The following is a 14,531-nucleotide window of genomic DNA, read 5'->3' as shown; positions in this document are numbered from 1 at the left end:
CATCATTTTTAAATTATTCCCTGAATATAAGAAATTTAAAACTAAATTTATACAACTAATTTATGAACATGTAAAACCTGAGAATCAACTAGAAATTATATAATAACTATATGAGATTCTCAGGTTACTAACTAAATATTAACTCAAATAAAAGACGACCTTTAAGATTATAGAATATTTATTAACTAAATGTTATTTCCGTTTGTACTTCCTCTTCCTTGAACAAAAATCTTACCTTGAGTGATACCTCCTCTACCGTCTCTTACTGTATAATAAACTATTTTATACGGTCCCTTGGCAATTCTCTTTATTACTAACTTATTCTCAACTAATTGTACATCAACTGTTTTTGGATAATGCGGCACATAGTGACCAAAAAAATCATCACCAATTACTAAATCGTCACCATCTGGATCCGAGACTCCTCTCTCAAAGACATCGACAATCTCTGTTTCTCCAACATTAGGGCTAGCATAAATTGTTCCGTGAATAACAGGATGATGATTAGGGTTAGCTCCACAATCTACTGTCACATAAACAGGATCACTCGTAGGAACATCCTCACCTTTTTCATAATCCCATAAATCCTCATAATTTCCAACTGAAATTATTTTGTACTCCCCATCAGGTACATTTAAAAAATCAGTTGTTCCTCGCCAAGTCCTTTTATCTTTAATATTATCCCCGAACTTTGGTAAAAATTCATCATTCTCATTCAGTAAAATATAATGTATATCCTCTTGATTATCTACATTACCTACAGAGATAGTAGCTCCTCCGGGGCATCCTAATTCTCTAGTACAACTCTCTGGGTTAAACGGCTCTATTACAGGCAATGGAATTGAATTATTGGCTTTTTCTTGTAATTCTTTTTCTGTTTCTTCACCTTGCAACTCAACCTGATCATTTAAATCATCATTATTACAAGATTGTAGAATGGTCATTGCTGCAACAGCGATTAACATTAATTTTTTTTTCATTTTTAATAGGTTTTAAAATTTCGAATGCAAATGTAAATAGGCTTGTATTTAAAAATTTTTAAAATGCTTGCAGTGTTTTTGAATAAATTACATTTTTTAAGAAAATCACTTTTTATCTCATTACTAGTATTAGTTTAATAAATTATGACATAAAAATCCAAGCAAAATAAACTAGTAAAAAATCGATTCTCGCACACATAAATGTTTACTGAAAATTGGTATTTTTATTACAAATCATTAAGGTTAAAGTTCGATCTAAATGCCATAAAACTTCTTCCAATTTATTTACCGATATAGCACGTATAAAAAATAATTTCAAAAATCCCGACCGTTTTGGTTTGCTCAAAAGTCTAAAGAGTATGAACCATTAAAAACAACAAATTATGAAATTACAAAACAAGGTAGCAGCAATATTTGCTGCCAATGGAGCAATCGCTCGCGAAGTAGCCATAGAAATGGCAAAAGAAGGAGCATTTGTTTACGTTTCAGGAAGAAACTTGAATGAAGTGAAATCACTTTCAGATGAGATTAATGCAAATGTTGATTTCCTTTCGGCAAACTCAGGACAACGCGCTAAAACATTCCAAGTGGATGCGACTAATGAAAATGAGATTGAAAACTTCTTACAACAAATTATTGATAAAGAAGGTAAACTTGATATTGTTTTCAACGGTATTGGAATCAGAGCCGAAGAAGGCGGATATGGAACACCCTCGACAACTTTACCTTTTGAAACTTTTATGAAACCACTTGAAACCGTTTTAGGTTCACAATTTTTGACGGCTCGAATTGGTGCAAGGTTTATACAAAAAACCGAAACTAAAGGAACAATTCTAATGCTAACCGCAAGTCTTTCAAGACTAAAAGCACCTTTTATGTCAGGAATTACAGCAGCCTGCGCAGGAATTGAGGGATTGACAAGAGTACTGGCATCAGAATTTGGTATGTCTGGTATTAAAGTGACCTGTATTAACCCAACTGCGATGCCTGACACGAGAACCATTCAAGAAACTACTGCTCAAAATGCTAAGACGATGGGAATCCCAGCCGAAATGATGGCAGAGCAAATGCCTAAATCAAGTTTGTTAAAAAGTACACTTTCTACCATGGGTACGGCAAAGGTCGCTGCCTTTTTAGTTTCTGACGCTGGTGCTGCACTGAACAGTCATATAGTGGACGTGGATTTCGGAACCGCGAGTGTAATTTAAAAAACAAACAATTATGAAATCAATACTAAATTTAGGAAAATGGTTATTCATCCTTCCATTCGCAATTTTTGGGTTCTTACATTTTGGACCAACAGAATTCACAATAGACTACATTCCAGATTACTTACCATTTAAAGTTTTTTGGATTTACTTTTCAGGTTTATGTCTTATAGCATTTACACTAGCTGCCATATTTAAAAAATTTGATAAATTGGCATCAGTACTATCAGCTTTAGAGCTTATACTTTTTGTACTTCTAATTCATATACCAAAAGCGATTGAAGGCGATTTTGTTCAGTTTATAGGAATTTTTAGAGATACTGCAATGGCTGGGGCGGCATTGATTTATGCAAAGTTTGTAGCAATAGATGATAGATACGTTAAATTTTAAACTATGGACAATCAAAACAAAATCTTAGAAAATGCTTTGGAAGGCGACATTAATGCTTTCCAAAGTCTCTTTGCAGAATTTCAACCGCAGTTGAAATCTTATCTTTATCGTTTGTTGACTGACAGGAATGATACCGAAGACATTACACACGACGCATTTGTGAAAGCATTTGATAAGATTTCAACATTTAAAGGTAATTCTTCTTTTAAAACCTGGGTATTTCAAATTGCAACAAATCTTGCATATGATTTTCTAAAGAAAAGAAAACGCTGGTTGCCCAACGCACAAGACCAAGCTAAATCATTGGCAATGTCGACCGAATACATTCAACAACTTTTTGAAATGACTAATAAGACATCCTATAAAGGACGTTACGAATTGAAAGAGCATATTGATTTTTGTTTTACCTGTATTTCAAAAACATTGACCATTGAAGAGCAAATAGCCATTATATTGAAGGATATTTATTCATTTTCTCGTCAGGAAATAGCAGCTATTTTAGATAAATCAGAAGGCGTTGTAAAACACCTGCTCTTTAATGGTAGAAAATTGATGGTTGAAATTTTTGACAATCGCTGCGCTTTAATCAATAAAAATGGAACGTGCCATCAATGTTCTGAATTGGCAGGTATTTACAACCCGAAACAAACCAAACAATCTGAATTGCTGAAAATCAAAATGGTTAAGTCAGCCGAAAAAGAATCAAAGGAAAAGCTATATGAACTTCGCGCAAATTTGGTTGCGGCAATAGACCCAATTAACAGTAAAGGTGCAGATATGCAAGATATAATTATGCAATGCACACGTTTAGCAATAAACGAGATAGAAACCATCCAAAATTAAAAATTATGTTACAAGATAAAACACTCGCTTTTTTAAGAAAACTGAAAAAAAATAACTCGACAGAGTGGTTCAAGGAAAACCAGAAAGACTACAAGGCTTCAAGAACAGATTTTGAAAACTTTGTTTCAGAAATCATAAATGCATTGGAATCCATAGATGCAGAAATAGAGAAACAGGATTTACAAGCTAAAAAGTGTATTAAACGGATAAATCGTGACATTCGATTTTCAAACGATAAGTCGCCGTACAAAACAAATTACTTTGCCAATTTTAATCCTGATGGAAAAAAATCTGAACACGCAAGTTATTATTTACATTTAGAGCCAGGTAATTCATTTGTAGGTGGAGGAGTTTATATGCCACAGACACCAACATTAAATAAATTCCGTAGAGAAATTGAATCCAATTTAAAGGATTGGAAAAGTATATTAAATTCAACTTCCTTTAGAAAGACATTTCCGAACGGTATAGAATCGCCATTGGAATTAAAAACAGTTCCAAAAGGATTTGATAAAGAAAGTCCAGCTCTTGAATATTTCCGAATGAAGGGCTTTTACACAATGAGAAAACTAACCGATAAGGAAATAACATCTGAAAATACAGTAACTGGAATAATAAATAACTATAGAGAAGTAAAACCAATAATTGAGTTTCTAAATCGAGCATTGTAATAGCCTACGATTTTGTAAGCAAACTTGTATTTTTTCCAACGCATCACTCAAAACTAGAAATTCAAAAAGGCTTATAAGCCAACGCAAAAACTCTTACGGGAAAGAAAAACGAAAAAGGCAGCATATGTAATAATAATCATTATACGAGCTTTTAATTTTTTATAAATTTAGATAAACTAGATTTAGCTTACCTTATTTTAACTTCTAAATACGAGTTTCTTTAGATACATGTATCCTGACATACGCAGGATATATAGCCTGTGAACGATTACTGACCTACCTAAACCTATTTACGGAACCAATAAATGAATAAAAACCTCTTTAAAAACAGACTTTAGAAATAACTGAAGTGTCCAGATAATTGTATAGTGTCATGACAGTCCTCCGTCATAAAATAGTCTAAAAAACACACAATTTTCAATAACAGACTGACGTGCTCACAAAGCTTGTGGTTTCGTATGATATTCTATTAAAACCAAGTAAATCCAAATTAAAGAAAAATAGAGCATAAGTGCTCTTTTAACCACTATCTGTACAAAATTGTGAAGTATATTTATAAAGAAAGTTTAAATCTAATAATGCTTTTGACCGCCGACAAAATTTGCTCTAGGAATATGCTCACTCAAATAAAAATTATTAAAAAACTTCATTTAACATACTTTCTTGTCTTACAGACTTTGAAACTAACACTTTTTTACTTTCATTACAAACATATTTCTGTATAAGAATAGTAGCTGAATTTTATTCCTGAAATTCAATCTTATCAGTTATCTTTTTTAAATTACGAAAAATGACTAACAAATACAGTATCTTTAATTTAAGAAAACCGAAAAACAAAAATGATTAGAACTTATCAAGGAACCGTATATCCGTGGAATTGTGACCATATGAACCATATGAATGTTCAATTTTATGTTGAAAAATTCGACCAAGCAACTTGGAATCTGTTTTCCTCACTTGGGCTGACTGCTAAATATATGAAAGAAAATAATAGTGGAATGGTGGCGTTGGAACAAAATATTAAATATTTTAGGGAAGTGGTAGCTGGAGAGGTCTTAGGAATCAATTCCCATTTTCTTGAAGTTTATGGTAAGAAAATATTATTAAAACATATTATGAAAAATTTGGAAACTGGAATTGTGGTTTCTGAATCAGAATTACTAGGGCTTTATATCGACACGGTAAAAAGAAAAGGAATTGAGATACCAGAATTTGTTTCTAAAAAGTGGAATGAAATATAAAAACACCCTATAACAATAATAACAATTGCATAGGCCTATCATTCTGATGAATTATAATAAAGATTTGTAGCAGTTCCACCTTTGATTTTTTTGTTTATTAATTGTCAGGTATTTTTTTAGATTATTATAACTCTTAAAACCTATTACAACAGACATAAAAGAACCCGTTACGGACGCATAGTTTTAAATCGAAAAATATTTAATAAAAGAAAAATATCCCCTCCTCATTATTTTAATATTAAAATCCCTATTCTGGATTGAGCTTATTCCTTATGATATTCAAGATATTTCTAAACCATTTTATTGGTAATTTACCTGTACTTAAGGTACAATGACCAAAAGCATCTATTCCAATATTGTTTGTTTGATTTAAGGAACTCACATTGTAGGTCTCGAGATGAATACCCCTTTAATTTCTTTACTCTAACACTTATATCCATAAGAAGATAGGAACTCATGACGCATGTGGAAATGCTATTACTTACATCACCTTTCAAAATAGTGCCATTTTCAGAATTATTTTTCTAAATTAATTCATCATCATGGCGATGTTGGACATCTCTCAATAAAAACAGCGTATTAATATTTTGTTATAAAATAACAAGACATCTTTAATTCTTTAAAGGATGTGAATTTTACTATAATTGATTTTCATAAATACTAAAACATTTATAGATAAGAAGATTATTATAGTCACTTTTTTATCTACCTAAGCATTTTTTTGATAATCGAAATTTTTAATTATCGATAACTTATTATACAAACTAATTGTTTAACTAAACAGAAGAATCATGAAGTTAATTAAGATTATAACACTAACATTATTGACAATTCTAATGTTTTCCTGTGAAAGGGAAGACATTGATAACAACAACTCACAAACAAAGATACCTCATTATGTCTTAGAAAAATTAGCAAAACAAGGTGTAAATATCAATGTTATAGAAGATCATAGTTATGATGATGGCGAAGGAAACATTACTGAAGGCTATCTGGCAGGAGATATTTTCTTCTCAATAAATGACATTAAAACCATCGAGGATCTACCCTCAATTGATGATATAGAAGGTCAAAAACTATATAGGACCAGAAATTTGGTTAGAGTACCTAATCAAGGGAGAAGGAACATCTCCGTTCGAGGTCTTAAGTTGCCAGAAAAATTAAAAAGAACTTTAAGGAGAGCTGTAAATAATTACAATAAGCTTGATTTAAAGATTAAGCTAAATTTAAGTTTCGGTAATACAGAAGGAGGTAAAGATATTATAGTAAGAGTTAATAGCAACATACCAGCCGCTGCAGATGCTGGGTTTCCTAATAGAGGAAACCCATTTAAAAGAGTTCGTGTTAATTATGCTTTACTCCGTAACGTTAACGACGGTACGATTACTACTATTTTAATGCACGAATTAGGTCACTGTTTCGGATTAAGGCATTCTGATTATAAAACACGAAGTTCTTGCGGTAGTATAATAGATGAGGATTCATTATCTGGTATTCAGCCTGGCGCCATATACATCCCTGGTACAGATCGTAGTGGAAATTCTCAAACGTCGATCATGAGAGCTTGCTTAAGTATTTCGGACAAAGGAACTTTCTTTCAACAAGATAGAAGAGGTCTTAGGCAGTTATATGGAAGATAATTTAATATAAAACTATAGGCCAGTACAATAGAAAAATCACGGATTTGCCTTGAATGCAACGTGATTTTGTAAATTAAAAACCGTGCCTTGTCTCAGCACGGTTTTTTTAGGACTAGTCATTTTAAAAAAGTGATAAAGAATCAAAACAAAAATTTCTACTTATTATTAAGATTTCTTGCCAAGCATTTTTATAGGTTTTTTATCATTACCGCAAATTCTAAGGCGATAACAAGTTGCTCCTAATTGTACGGTAAATTACCTTTTAATAAAAAAAAGTACGGGAATTGTTATTTATAATGCTAGTTAAGTAATTATTGCTTTTGTATAATAATTCATTCATTTTAATTCTACTTTTATACTCGTTTGTTACTAGCCTTAAAATCATAGCCTTCCCATATTTGTAGTCTTCCCTAGTAAATATAATATTTAAAATTAATAAATTTAGCGAGAGCCAGATTGTCAAAATCTTAAAGAAAAATGAACAAGACAGTAGTATTCCTGATATTACCAGAAAATTAGGTGCTGACAAAAATACCATATACTACTAGAGAAAGAAGTATCGTGGTATGGAATCCAATCAATTAAAAAAGACTAAAAGAGTTAGAAGAAGAAAATCGAAAACTCAAGCAAATGTATACTGATGTAAGTATTGATATTATCATGTTAAAAGATATACTTTCAAAAAAGTTCTAAAGCCTTCTGACATCTAATATCACACAAAATATCTAATCGAGCATTATCATATTTCTATTGTCCGTGCTTGCTATATTGTTAGACTAACCAGATCGATTTAGTATTATCAGAGTATGAAGTACGATAGTTAGGTAATTGATAAGCTAAATAAGCTTGTCCATAACTATCGCCACCAAAGGTTTTGATGAATACTTTAATAAGATCCGTCGTGAAGGCTTGGTTTGGAATCGAAAAAGTGTACTACAGGTTCATTGCAATAAGAAACTTAAGCTCAGGCGAAACGTAAAAAAAGTATTATTAAGTGTATTAAACAGTCTTAAGAAGTCCCTGAAGTACTCAACCAATGTCGAAGAGTATAGGATTTTATGAGTGATGTCTTGATAGGTGGTTGTAAAGCAACAATCTTCAATATAATTAATAACTGAAATTGTAAAGTATTGATTATTAATATTAGTATATCTTATTTTGAAAAAGACAATAACCGAAACACGAGAGAATTAGAAAAAGAAAAGGGATTCTAAATTATTAGATGTGTATTACTTTGAGGACATTTATCAATTACAAAAAATAAGTAAACATTGAAGAGAAGACTATATTACAATTACCCGCATAAATCGCTTAAAAAAAATCTCCAGTAGAATTTATACCCAGACTTACAGAAAAATTTAAATTTTTCTGTAAGTCTCAACTAAGTAAAATTAACTCATCGAATTTAGAGGCCCCCTAAAAAAGAGAAGACTACAATTTATATATCACATTTATTGTTTTAAAATTTTCTTTTTAAATGTCTTACCATTTGTAGTAAACACCTCTAGAAAATATAATCCTTGGTTCATATTTGAGATATCAATTTTATTCGTAGAAGAAGGAAACTCTTTTACAATTCTTCCTAAATAATCACGTAAAACGACTTTTCGAATAGTGTCATTGCTTTTAAAATCTAGATATACAAAAGATTTTGATGGTACTGGATATATTTTTAATACCTCCTTTTCTGAGATATAAGAATCTGATGTTTTTTCATTTCTTACCTGATTAGCAGAAGATCCATTATTTACTGACCCATCAGTAAACACGTTTAACTCTGCTATATTAAAGTGTTTTCCATCAGTTTTAACAACCCTGATTAATCGATAAGGTTTAGTGCTGGAAACGTTAATAGCCCATTTGCCCTTGTGGGGGAAGGGTTTATTACCAATTTTTCCAATTACCTCATAGGTAGAAAAACTATGATCATTAGACGCTCTAACTTCAAAATTAGATCTAGATATCGCTTGATTAATATCCTTGCGAGCAACAAGCTCTATGCGGCTTATAGGATATTTTCTATACATATCTAAACCTATAGTAGGAGACTTATCATTACCATTGCTTGCCCATATAGAATTAATATCATCATCAAATGCTCTATTAGGATAGAAGTTATAATTATTATTGAAAACTGAAGATGCATATGATCGGGCATTCGTAGCGACATTCGTTCTTTTTATATTCGAAAACACCTCTAACTCTGCAAAATTAAAAAGTGGTTTTCCCGGTCTTTTTACAATTCTGAGATATCTAAATACTCTATTATTAACATTAAAGTAAGCTTTCCCTTTATTATCAAAAGGAACTGCTCCAACATTTCCTAATACTACATGATTTCTAAATTTAGGATCGTTAGAAGCGAGTACTCTAAAGAAAGACCGCGCCTCAGGCTGATTCATATTTTGTCTAGCAGTAATAACTACTCTATTAATTGGGTATTTACGATGCAAATCTATCTGATACCAAGTATTACCATTACTATTGTTACTGGTATGCCATATTGTATTTATATTACCATCCACTCCTTTTTGAGGATTAAAATTGTCGTTATTCCCTAATGATGAAGATGCTGTAACAGTTGCATTAAGAGCTACATTAACAGATTTTTTCATTTTAGGAGATGCAATTTGATGATATTCGCGATGTCTTCCTGCATGGTTACGCACGTAAGGATCAGAAGTATTTTCTTTATCGTATATCAAATCGGTATTTGGATGGGCAATAATTTGTGGAATAGACATGTTTAGATTGTTAATATCAGATTGATTGAAAACTAAACTATGAAACCACGGATCAGGAACAGATCCATTATCTGGAATAGCTTGATAAACATTATGCTGTACCGCTATACTATTAGACCCTTGATCTAAATATAATCCTACTATTGGAGATCGTTTATTTCCTAATCCACTTCTGTGAAGATTATGAATATAATTTTCAAAAATTTCTAACCGATTTCCGGTATTATCGTCTTGATCATCCAAAGTATATATACCACCACCATCTACCAACTGCCCCATCACATTGTGAATATGATTAGAAGCCACTCTATTACCTTGGATCGGAGCTGCATTATGCTGCCCCCATCCCCATCCTATTGAAATACCGGAATATGGAAGATGTCTCAAGGTGTTATTTTTTATAAGGTTCCAGCTACCATAAACCATCCATATGCCAACTGAGCCTGGATAATCTATTCCAATACCTTCTATAAGGTTTTGAGCGATGATATTTGTATGTACTAATCCTTCGAATTCAAAACTATTATGTAGTCCTTTAGATTGCGTACCATTAAAAATAGAAATACCTCCACCTCCAATATCACCAATGTAATTACCTATAATATTACATTGTGAGACGTTTCTGTTTAAAGATAATGCATCTGCTGCTAATTTTTCGAAAACGCATTTTTCAAATGTTATATGATTTGCATTCTCCAAATGTACAGCCGCTGGAAGTACTCCGTCTTCCAATACCCCTGCTTGACCACCTACAATATCACTTTGATTAATCTTTTCATAATTAGAATGATTAAAATTAATTCCATAGAAAGAAATATCATGTACCGGTTTGCTTTTACTTCCTTGTAGTTTCAATATTTGTTCTAGAACAGGCGCTATAACAACAGCACTATTAATATTTTCATTAACTCTAGGAGAGTAGTTTATATTATCACCATCTGCATCATAAAACTGCCCCTGATGGAAAAAATTTCCAGAGTTTATAAAAGAGAAAGAAAATTCTCCTTTTAGAAAGATGTTGTTAAACCTTTTAAAATTTAGATCTGGATTTCTAGGATATATATGTGCTTCTTGACCAACACGTACTACTTTTCTAATCCTAAAATGTCTAAAAGTCCAATAATGATTAATCATCATTTCTACTGGATGGTGACCGCTCCAAGCGGGAAGATATTGTATAGGAATTTTAAAAAAACATTGTTCCGCTATAATTTTGCCACTTGCATCTCTTTTGATAACAGCTTTTGCTTGTTTTGCTGTAAAGGGTGTTCGGGCTATCTGAGATCTTTTACCATTTACATATAAAGTCCTTAAATTAGATTGATAATTTTTTCGTGCATAATAAAAATTATTATTGTAACGTTTCCATCTCAAATTTAACCTTCTTCCTCCGGAAAAAACCACCTTCTCGTTATCTGCATTGCGATATATTATCTGATGCCCATTAAACCCAGAATCGGGTTCTCCAAAAAGAAAAGTATTTCTACCTGTGTAATAGGTGCCTCCTTTAATGATTACTTCTATATCACCTTTCATTTTTCGATTGTATTTTCTAATCTCTCTTTTTACTCCGTGAATGGTTTTCTTGGCAGTACGCCAACTTAAACCATTTCCAGAATCATTAGGTTGACTGGCATCTACATATAGCGTTTTGTATGGTCGCTGCGCAGAACCTATTAAAAAAGTAAAAGCGAATAAAATGAATATTATTAATCTTTTGTGTATATAACAAATCTGACTAATTTTAGGCTCATTTTTCATATCATTTTTATTAATTTACAGATAGACTTTTTGACATTTTATTTCTTACCTATAATAATACAATTAAAAGAATACACGCGCTTTATAAATAAAGTGGCTTATGTTGAAAAATTGACTTTCATAGAATATTAGGCCTTTCCCTGAAATAAGTTGACACATAATAGACTTACATATGAAATCTACAGAAGGATCAAGGAAAAAAATCCTAAATACCCTTTAAATTTAGGTTCACGGATTTTATAATGTGTAATTTCAAAAGGCATTAGATCAGTTTAAAAATTGAATTTAGGATAATAAACTTTCCATTTTGGGCAATATTCCCTCTCGTTAGAGCAATATTTGACATAATAATCAAATAATGATATCTTTTTCTCCAAAAAGTGTATATTTTTTATATTACCACCTGACCTTGTTAGTAAATAACCTATTAATTGATAAATCGGAAAATCAATATTCATTACATCAACATACTGAATGATTTTTTTAATATCTATGAAATATTTTGCTTTTTCGAAAACCTCTTGAACAATGAGCAAACCACCAGAAAACTGTGGATATACAATACAATCTATTAAGGTTCGCTCGAGATCTGTAAAAGGATATCTAGAAATCTCAGGTTTTCTGATTATACCTATTTCAGAATTCTTTGATTTTTCTTTGATACATACCATTTTAAATATTGTCTTGTTATCAACAAATATTCTAAATCCTTTTTCTCTATAAAACTTGAAATCACAAGTTAAATAGACAGATCTCTTAGAAGCATTTACAAATCCAAATTTTTCTAATGCACTATAATGACTTAGATAGCCATGATCAAAATTATGAAACGCTATATCCTTTAATGTCACATTTGACATTACAAAAAATGAATGCTCATCAATATGCTTATTTTCTAAAAAAGAAAATAATTTCACAATATGATTTTTTAATAGAAAAGATATAAATTTTATAAAAGTCTCAGAAGAATATAAATTCCATTTTTTTTTGTGATTAAAGTAAAAAGTATGTAACTCATTTTTAGTGTAGACAAGACAACAATTTTTTACCAGATCCTCCACGATATTGATTAAAATCTCATAAAAATAATATTTTTGTTGGGTCATCATTTAATTAAGCAAGCTTGGATAAAAAATAATCATTTATAAATCCATCCATTAATATAAAATCACCAACTAAGTAAACAATAGCATTTGAGGCTTGTTTAGCTTCAAAAACAAAACTAAGAGGTACTAGGTTTTGATTATGTGTTCCTTTTACAGTCTTCTCTTCTATCACTTATGTTAAATGTGCTTCTTCTACAATTAAATAATCAACAATTCCAGAAAATGTACTCTCAAAAATTATATTATTTTCATCGATGATATAATTTTCCTTAATAGATTTAACATCTTAAACTAGAATGTCTGAGTAAAATGTGTAGTATTAATCATTTATAATTCTTAAGTACAAAAAAAAGGTATTGCTGTCGCACTTTCTTATCAAATAAAAAGAGGTTTTTTTTAATAATGACTTTAATTATTCAGAAAAGTGTGACGTTCTAATGACCTCCTCCCAGATTTAGGTACTGGTTGAAAGTAGAAAATCCGAGCTATTAAGAAAAATCCCTAGATAAATAAATAAATTATTACCTAGAGATTAAACCAAATTACCAATTAAAACTAAATTGTCATTTAATTCCTATGAAAATAATTAACAATTTTGCGATTGTAATTCTTCTAAAATTTTTATTCTAATCTTTATTACATTGTATGATTACGAATTAGGATCAAGATTTGACAAGAAGTAAGTCAAATCAGACAATTGACTTAATCTAATAGAGCAATAAGTTTTAACAATCATACTCCATACAATCTTTTCTAAACAAAGAAAGAAGGTCTTTTTTATTTCATTTAGATAAAATTCCGTGATTCCTAGTATATGCTCTTTTTATATAATAAATAAAAAATAATACTTAGAATTATAGATTAACAAATCAAACAAACTCTCTTACCATCAATGAAGAAACTATTTTTTTACAGGAATAAAAGTTTCCCAAGGACCTATCGCTGATCTGTTAGCCGTCATTCCTCTAAATCCGTTTTCAGTACTTATATATCTTCCATTGTTAGCTAATAGAGCTACTTTAGCAGATGAATTGTTAACTCTTAACACAGTAAATACTTCTGTGAGCCCTATTGAAGTTTTATTTGCTCTAATATGTCCCGTACTGAAACTTACATATCTTCCGTTATTCGCTCTTAATGCTATTCTATTTCCTCCTAATTCAACTATCTCAAAATTTTCCCAAGATAAAAGTCTATTTCGATTTGCAAACATAGGCTTTCTACCATTTTCAGAACTTACGAATTTATTATTAGAACCTCTCAAACCAAGTTCTTTGGGCAGGTCTAATTTCGTGTAATATTTATCGCCACCTGCATCAATAGCATAAATGAAAGGAGAACCGTCAATTATTTTCCCTCTAATAGCAAAATCGTTGTTGGAAAAATTAATTTCATTACTTCCTATTTTAAAGAAATCATATGTACTCAAATCATTTATGGATGTAAGTACAACTGTTCCATTAATCAAGTTTCCTAAGTTTATCTTTAATAATCTGTTTGTTTTCACAGAGAAAAGTTCGTAACTCCCCTTAAAGGAAAAAAGTTCATCTAACGTAAAATCAATTGAGCAGTATTCTATATTAAAATATTGAACTTTGAACTTTACTTGATTATTTTCGATGAAGCCCTGGACTTGATAGTTATCACCAACATATTCAATTGTCGGCTCAGAGGTGTTTGATAATTCAAACTTTTGTTCAACAGTAATCCCATCAAATTCAACGATTAATAGATCATTTCCTTTAATTTTGGTAGTCAATGTTAAAATATCAGATCCACTAACAGAACACGACTGGTTTAATAAAAAGGAACCTTCAAACCCCGAAATAAAATTATTTGAATTTGTTTTATTTTGTGCGACACCTAGTTCCTCTGTTTCAGTCTCACATGATAAAACTAAGAACAGCATAAGCACATTTATAAGCGTTAAAGAAATTGTTTTCATA

Annotated in this window: 12 protein-coding genes; 6 read left to right on the top strand and 6 right to left on the bottom strand. The window is 30.9% G+C overall.

The window, feature by feature from the left end; translation table 11 throughout:
* Positions 1-185: 185 nt before the first annotated feature.
* A complete protein-coding gene (locus ABD077_RS16190) occupies positions 186-980 on the bottom strand; it encodes a hypothetical protein (RefSeq protein WP_343913293.1) in 795 nt (264 codons plus the stop codon).
* Positions 981-1,363: 383 nt separating this feature from the next.
* Between ABD077_RS16190 and ABD077_RS16185 the strand changes: the two genes are divergently transcribed.
* The 5 genes from ABD077_RS16185 to ABD077_RS16165 all read left to right on the top strand — a co-directional run bounded on the left by ABD077_RS16185 (position 1,364) and on the right by ABD077_RS16165 (position 5,334).
* On the top strand, positions 1,364-2,188 hold the full coding sequence (locus ABD077_RS16185; protein WP_343913292.1) for an SDR family NAD(P)-dependent oxidoreductase: 825 nt from the start codon (positions 1,364-1,366) through the stop codon (positions 2,186-2,188).
* A gap of 13 nt (positions 2,189-2,201) precedes the next feature.
* Entirely contained in the window at positions 2,202-2,579 is a 378-nt protein-coding gene (locus ABD077_RS16180) for a hypothetical protein (protein WP_343913291.1), read from the top strand.
* A 3-nt stretch (positions 2,580-2,582) separates the two neighbouring features.
* The gene (locus ABD077_RS16175) at positions 2,583-3,422 is read left to right on the top strand and encodes an RNA polymerase sigma factor (RefSeq protein WP_343913290.1); all 840 of its coding nucleotides are present in this window, start codon (positions 2,583-2,585) and stop codon (positions 3,420-3,422) included.
* 5 nt (positions 3,423-3,427) lie between these two features.
* A complete protein-coding gene (locus tag ABD077_RS16170; RefSeq protein ID WP_343913289.1) occupies positions 3,428-4,093 on the top strand; it encodes a DUF2461 domain-containing protein in 666 nt (221 codons plus the stop codon).
* Positions 4,094-4,932: 839 nt separating this feature from the next.
* Positions 4,933-5,334 carry an acyl-CoA thioesterase gene (locus ABD077_RS16165; RefSeq protein WP_343913288.1) on the top strand — a complete coding sequence of 134 codons (402 nt, stop codon included), beginning with the start codon at positions 4,933-4,935 and terminating at the stop codon, positions 5,332-5,334.
* A 311-nt stretch (positions 5,335-5,645) separates the two neighbouring features.
* Here ABD077_RS16165 and ABD077_RS25220 read toward each other — a convergent pair whose 3' ends face one another.
* Entirely contained in the window at positions 5,646-5,792 is a 147-nt protein-coding gene (locus tag ABD077_RS25220; RefSeq protein ID WP_425545869.1) for a transposase, read from the bottom strand.
* A 333-nt stretch (positions 5,793-6,125) separates the two neighbouring features.
* Here ABD077_RS25220 and ABD077_RS16160 point away from each other — a divergent pair, with 333 nt between their 5' ends.
* A complete protein-coding gene (locus ABD077_RS16160) occupies positions 6,126-6,974 on the top strand; it encodes a M57 family metalloprotease (RefSeq protein WP_343913287.1) in 849 nt (282 codons plus the stop codon).
* A 1,451-nt stretch (positions 6,975-8,425) separates the two neighbouring features.
* On the opposite strand, the gene ABD077_RS16155 is transcribed toward ABD077_RS16160, so the two are convergent.
* The 4 genes from ABD077_RS16155 to ABD077_RS16140 form a co-directional block, all read right to left on the bottom strand.
* The gene (locus tag ABD077_RS16155; protein ID WP_343913286.1) at positions 8,426-11,479 is read right to left on the bottom strand and encodes a discoidin domain-containing protein; all 3,054 of its coding nucleotides are present in this window, start codon (positions 11,477-11,479) and stop codon (positions 8,426-8,428) included.
* A gap of 272 nt (positions 11,480-11,751) precedes the next feature.
* The gene (locus tag ABD077_RS16150; RefSeq protein ID WP_343913285.1) at positions 11,752-12,396 is read right to left on the bottom strand and encodes a type IV toxin-antitoxin system AbiEi family antitoxin domain-containing protein; all 645 of its coding nucleotides are present in this window, start codon (positions 12,394-12,396) and stop codon (positions 11,752-11,754) included.
* A 196-nt stretch (positions 12,397-12,592) separates the two neighbouring features.
* The gene (locus ABD077_RS16145; RefSeq protein WP_343913284.1) at positions 12,593-12,757 is read right to left on the bottom strand and encodes a hypothetical protein; all 165 of its coding nucleotides are present in this window, start codon (positions 12,755-12,757) and stop codon (positions 12,593-12,595) included.
* A gap of 729 nt (positions 12,758-13,486) precedes the next feature.
* Positions 13,487-14,530, bottom strand: a complete 1,044-nt coding sequence (locus ABD077_RS16140; RefSeq protein ID WP_343913283.1) for a DUF7910 domain-containing protein — start codon at positions 14,528-14,530, stop codon at positions 13,487-13,489.
* Position 14,531 lies beyond the last annotated feature (1 nt).

This window comes from Aquimarina litoralis (assembly GCF_039523995.1).
Taxonomy (GTDB): Bacteria; Bacteroidota; Bacteroidia; order Flavobacteriales; family Flavobacteriaceae; genus Aquimarina; species Aquimarina litoralis.
This window is presented reverse-complemented; position numbering and strand designations above follow the sequence as displayed.

Excerpts from the sequence above, each read along its gene's own strand:
- ABD077_RS16175 (WP_343913290.1), top strand. The coding sequence starts at position 2,583 with ATGGACAATCAAAACAAAATCTTAGAAAATGCTTTGGAAGGCGACATT.
- ABD077_RS25220 (WP_425545869.1), bottom strand. The coding sequence starts at position 5,792 with ATGAGTTCCTATCTTCTTATGGATATAAGTGTTAGAGTAAAGAAATTA.
- ABD077_RS16155 (WP_343913286.1), bottom strand. The coding sequence starts at position 11,479 with ATGAAAAATGAGCCTAAAATTAGTCAGATTTGTTATATACACAAAAGA.
- ABD077_RS16180 (WP_343913291.1), top strand. The coding sequence starts at position 2,202 with ATGAAATCAATACTAAATTTAGGAAAATGGTTATTCATCCTTCCATTC.
- ABD077_RS16165 (WP_343913288.1), top strand. The coding sequence starts at position 4,933 with ATGATTAGAACTTATCAAGGAACCGTATATCCGTGGAATTGTGACCAT.
- ABD077_RS16185 (WP_343913292.1), top strand. The coding sequence starts at position 1,364 with ATGAAATTACAAAACAAGGTAGCAGCAATATTTGCTGCCAATGGAGCA.
- ABD077_RS16170 (WP_343913289.1), top strand. The coding sequence starts at position 3,428 with ATGTTACAAGATAAAACACTCGCTTTTTTAAGAAAACTGAAAAAAAAT.
- ABD077_RS16140 (WP_343913283.1), bottom strand. The coding sequence starts at position 14,530 with ATGAAAACAATTTCTTTAACGCTTATAAATGTGCTTATGCTGTTCTTA.
- ABD077_RS16190 (WP_343913293.1), bottom strand. The coding sequence starts at position 980 with ATGAAAAAAAAATTAATGTTAATCGCTGTTGCAGCAATGACCATTCTA.
- ABD077_RS16160 (WP_343913287.1), top strand. The coding sequence starts at position 6,126 with ATGAAGTTAATTAAGATTATAACACTAACATTATTGACAATTCTAATG.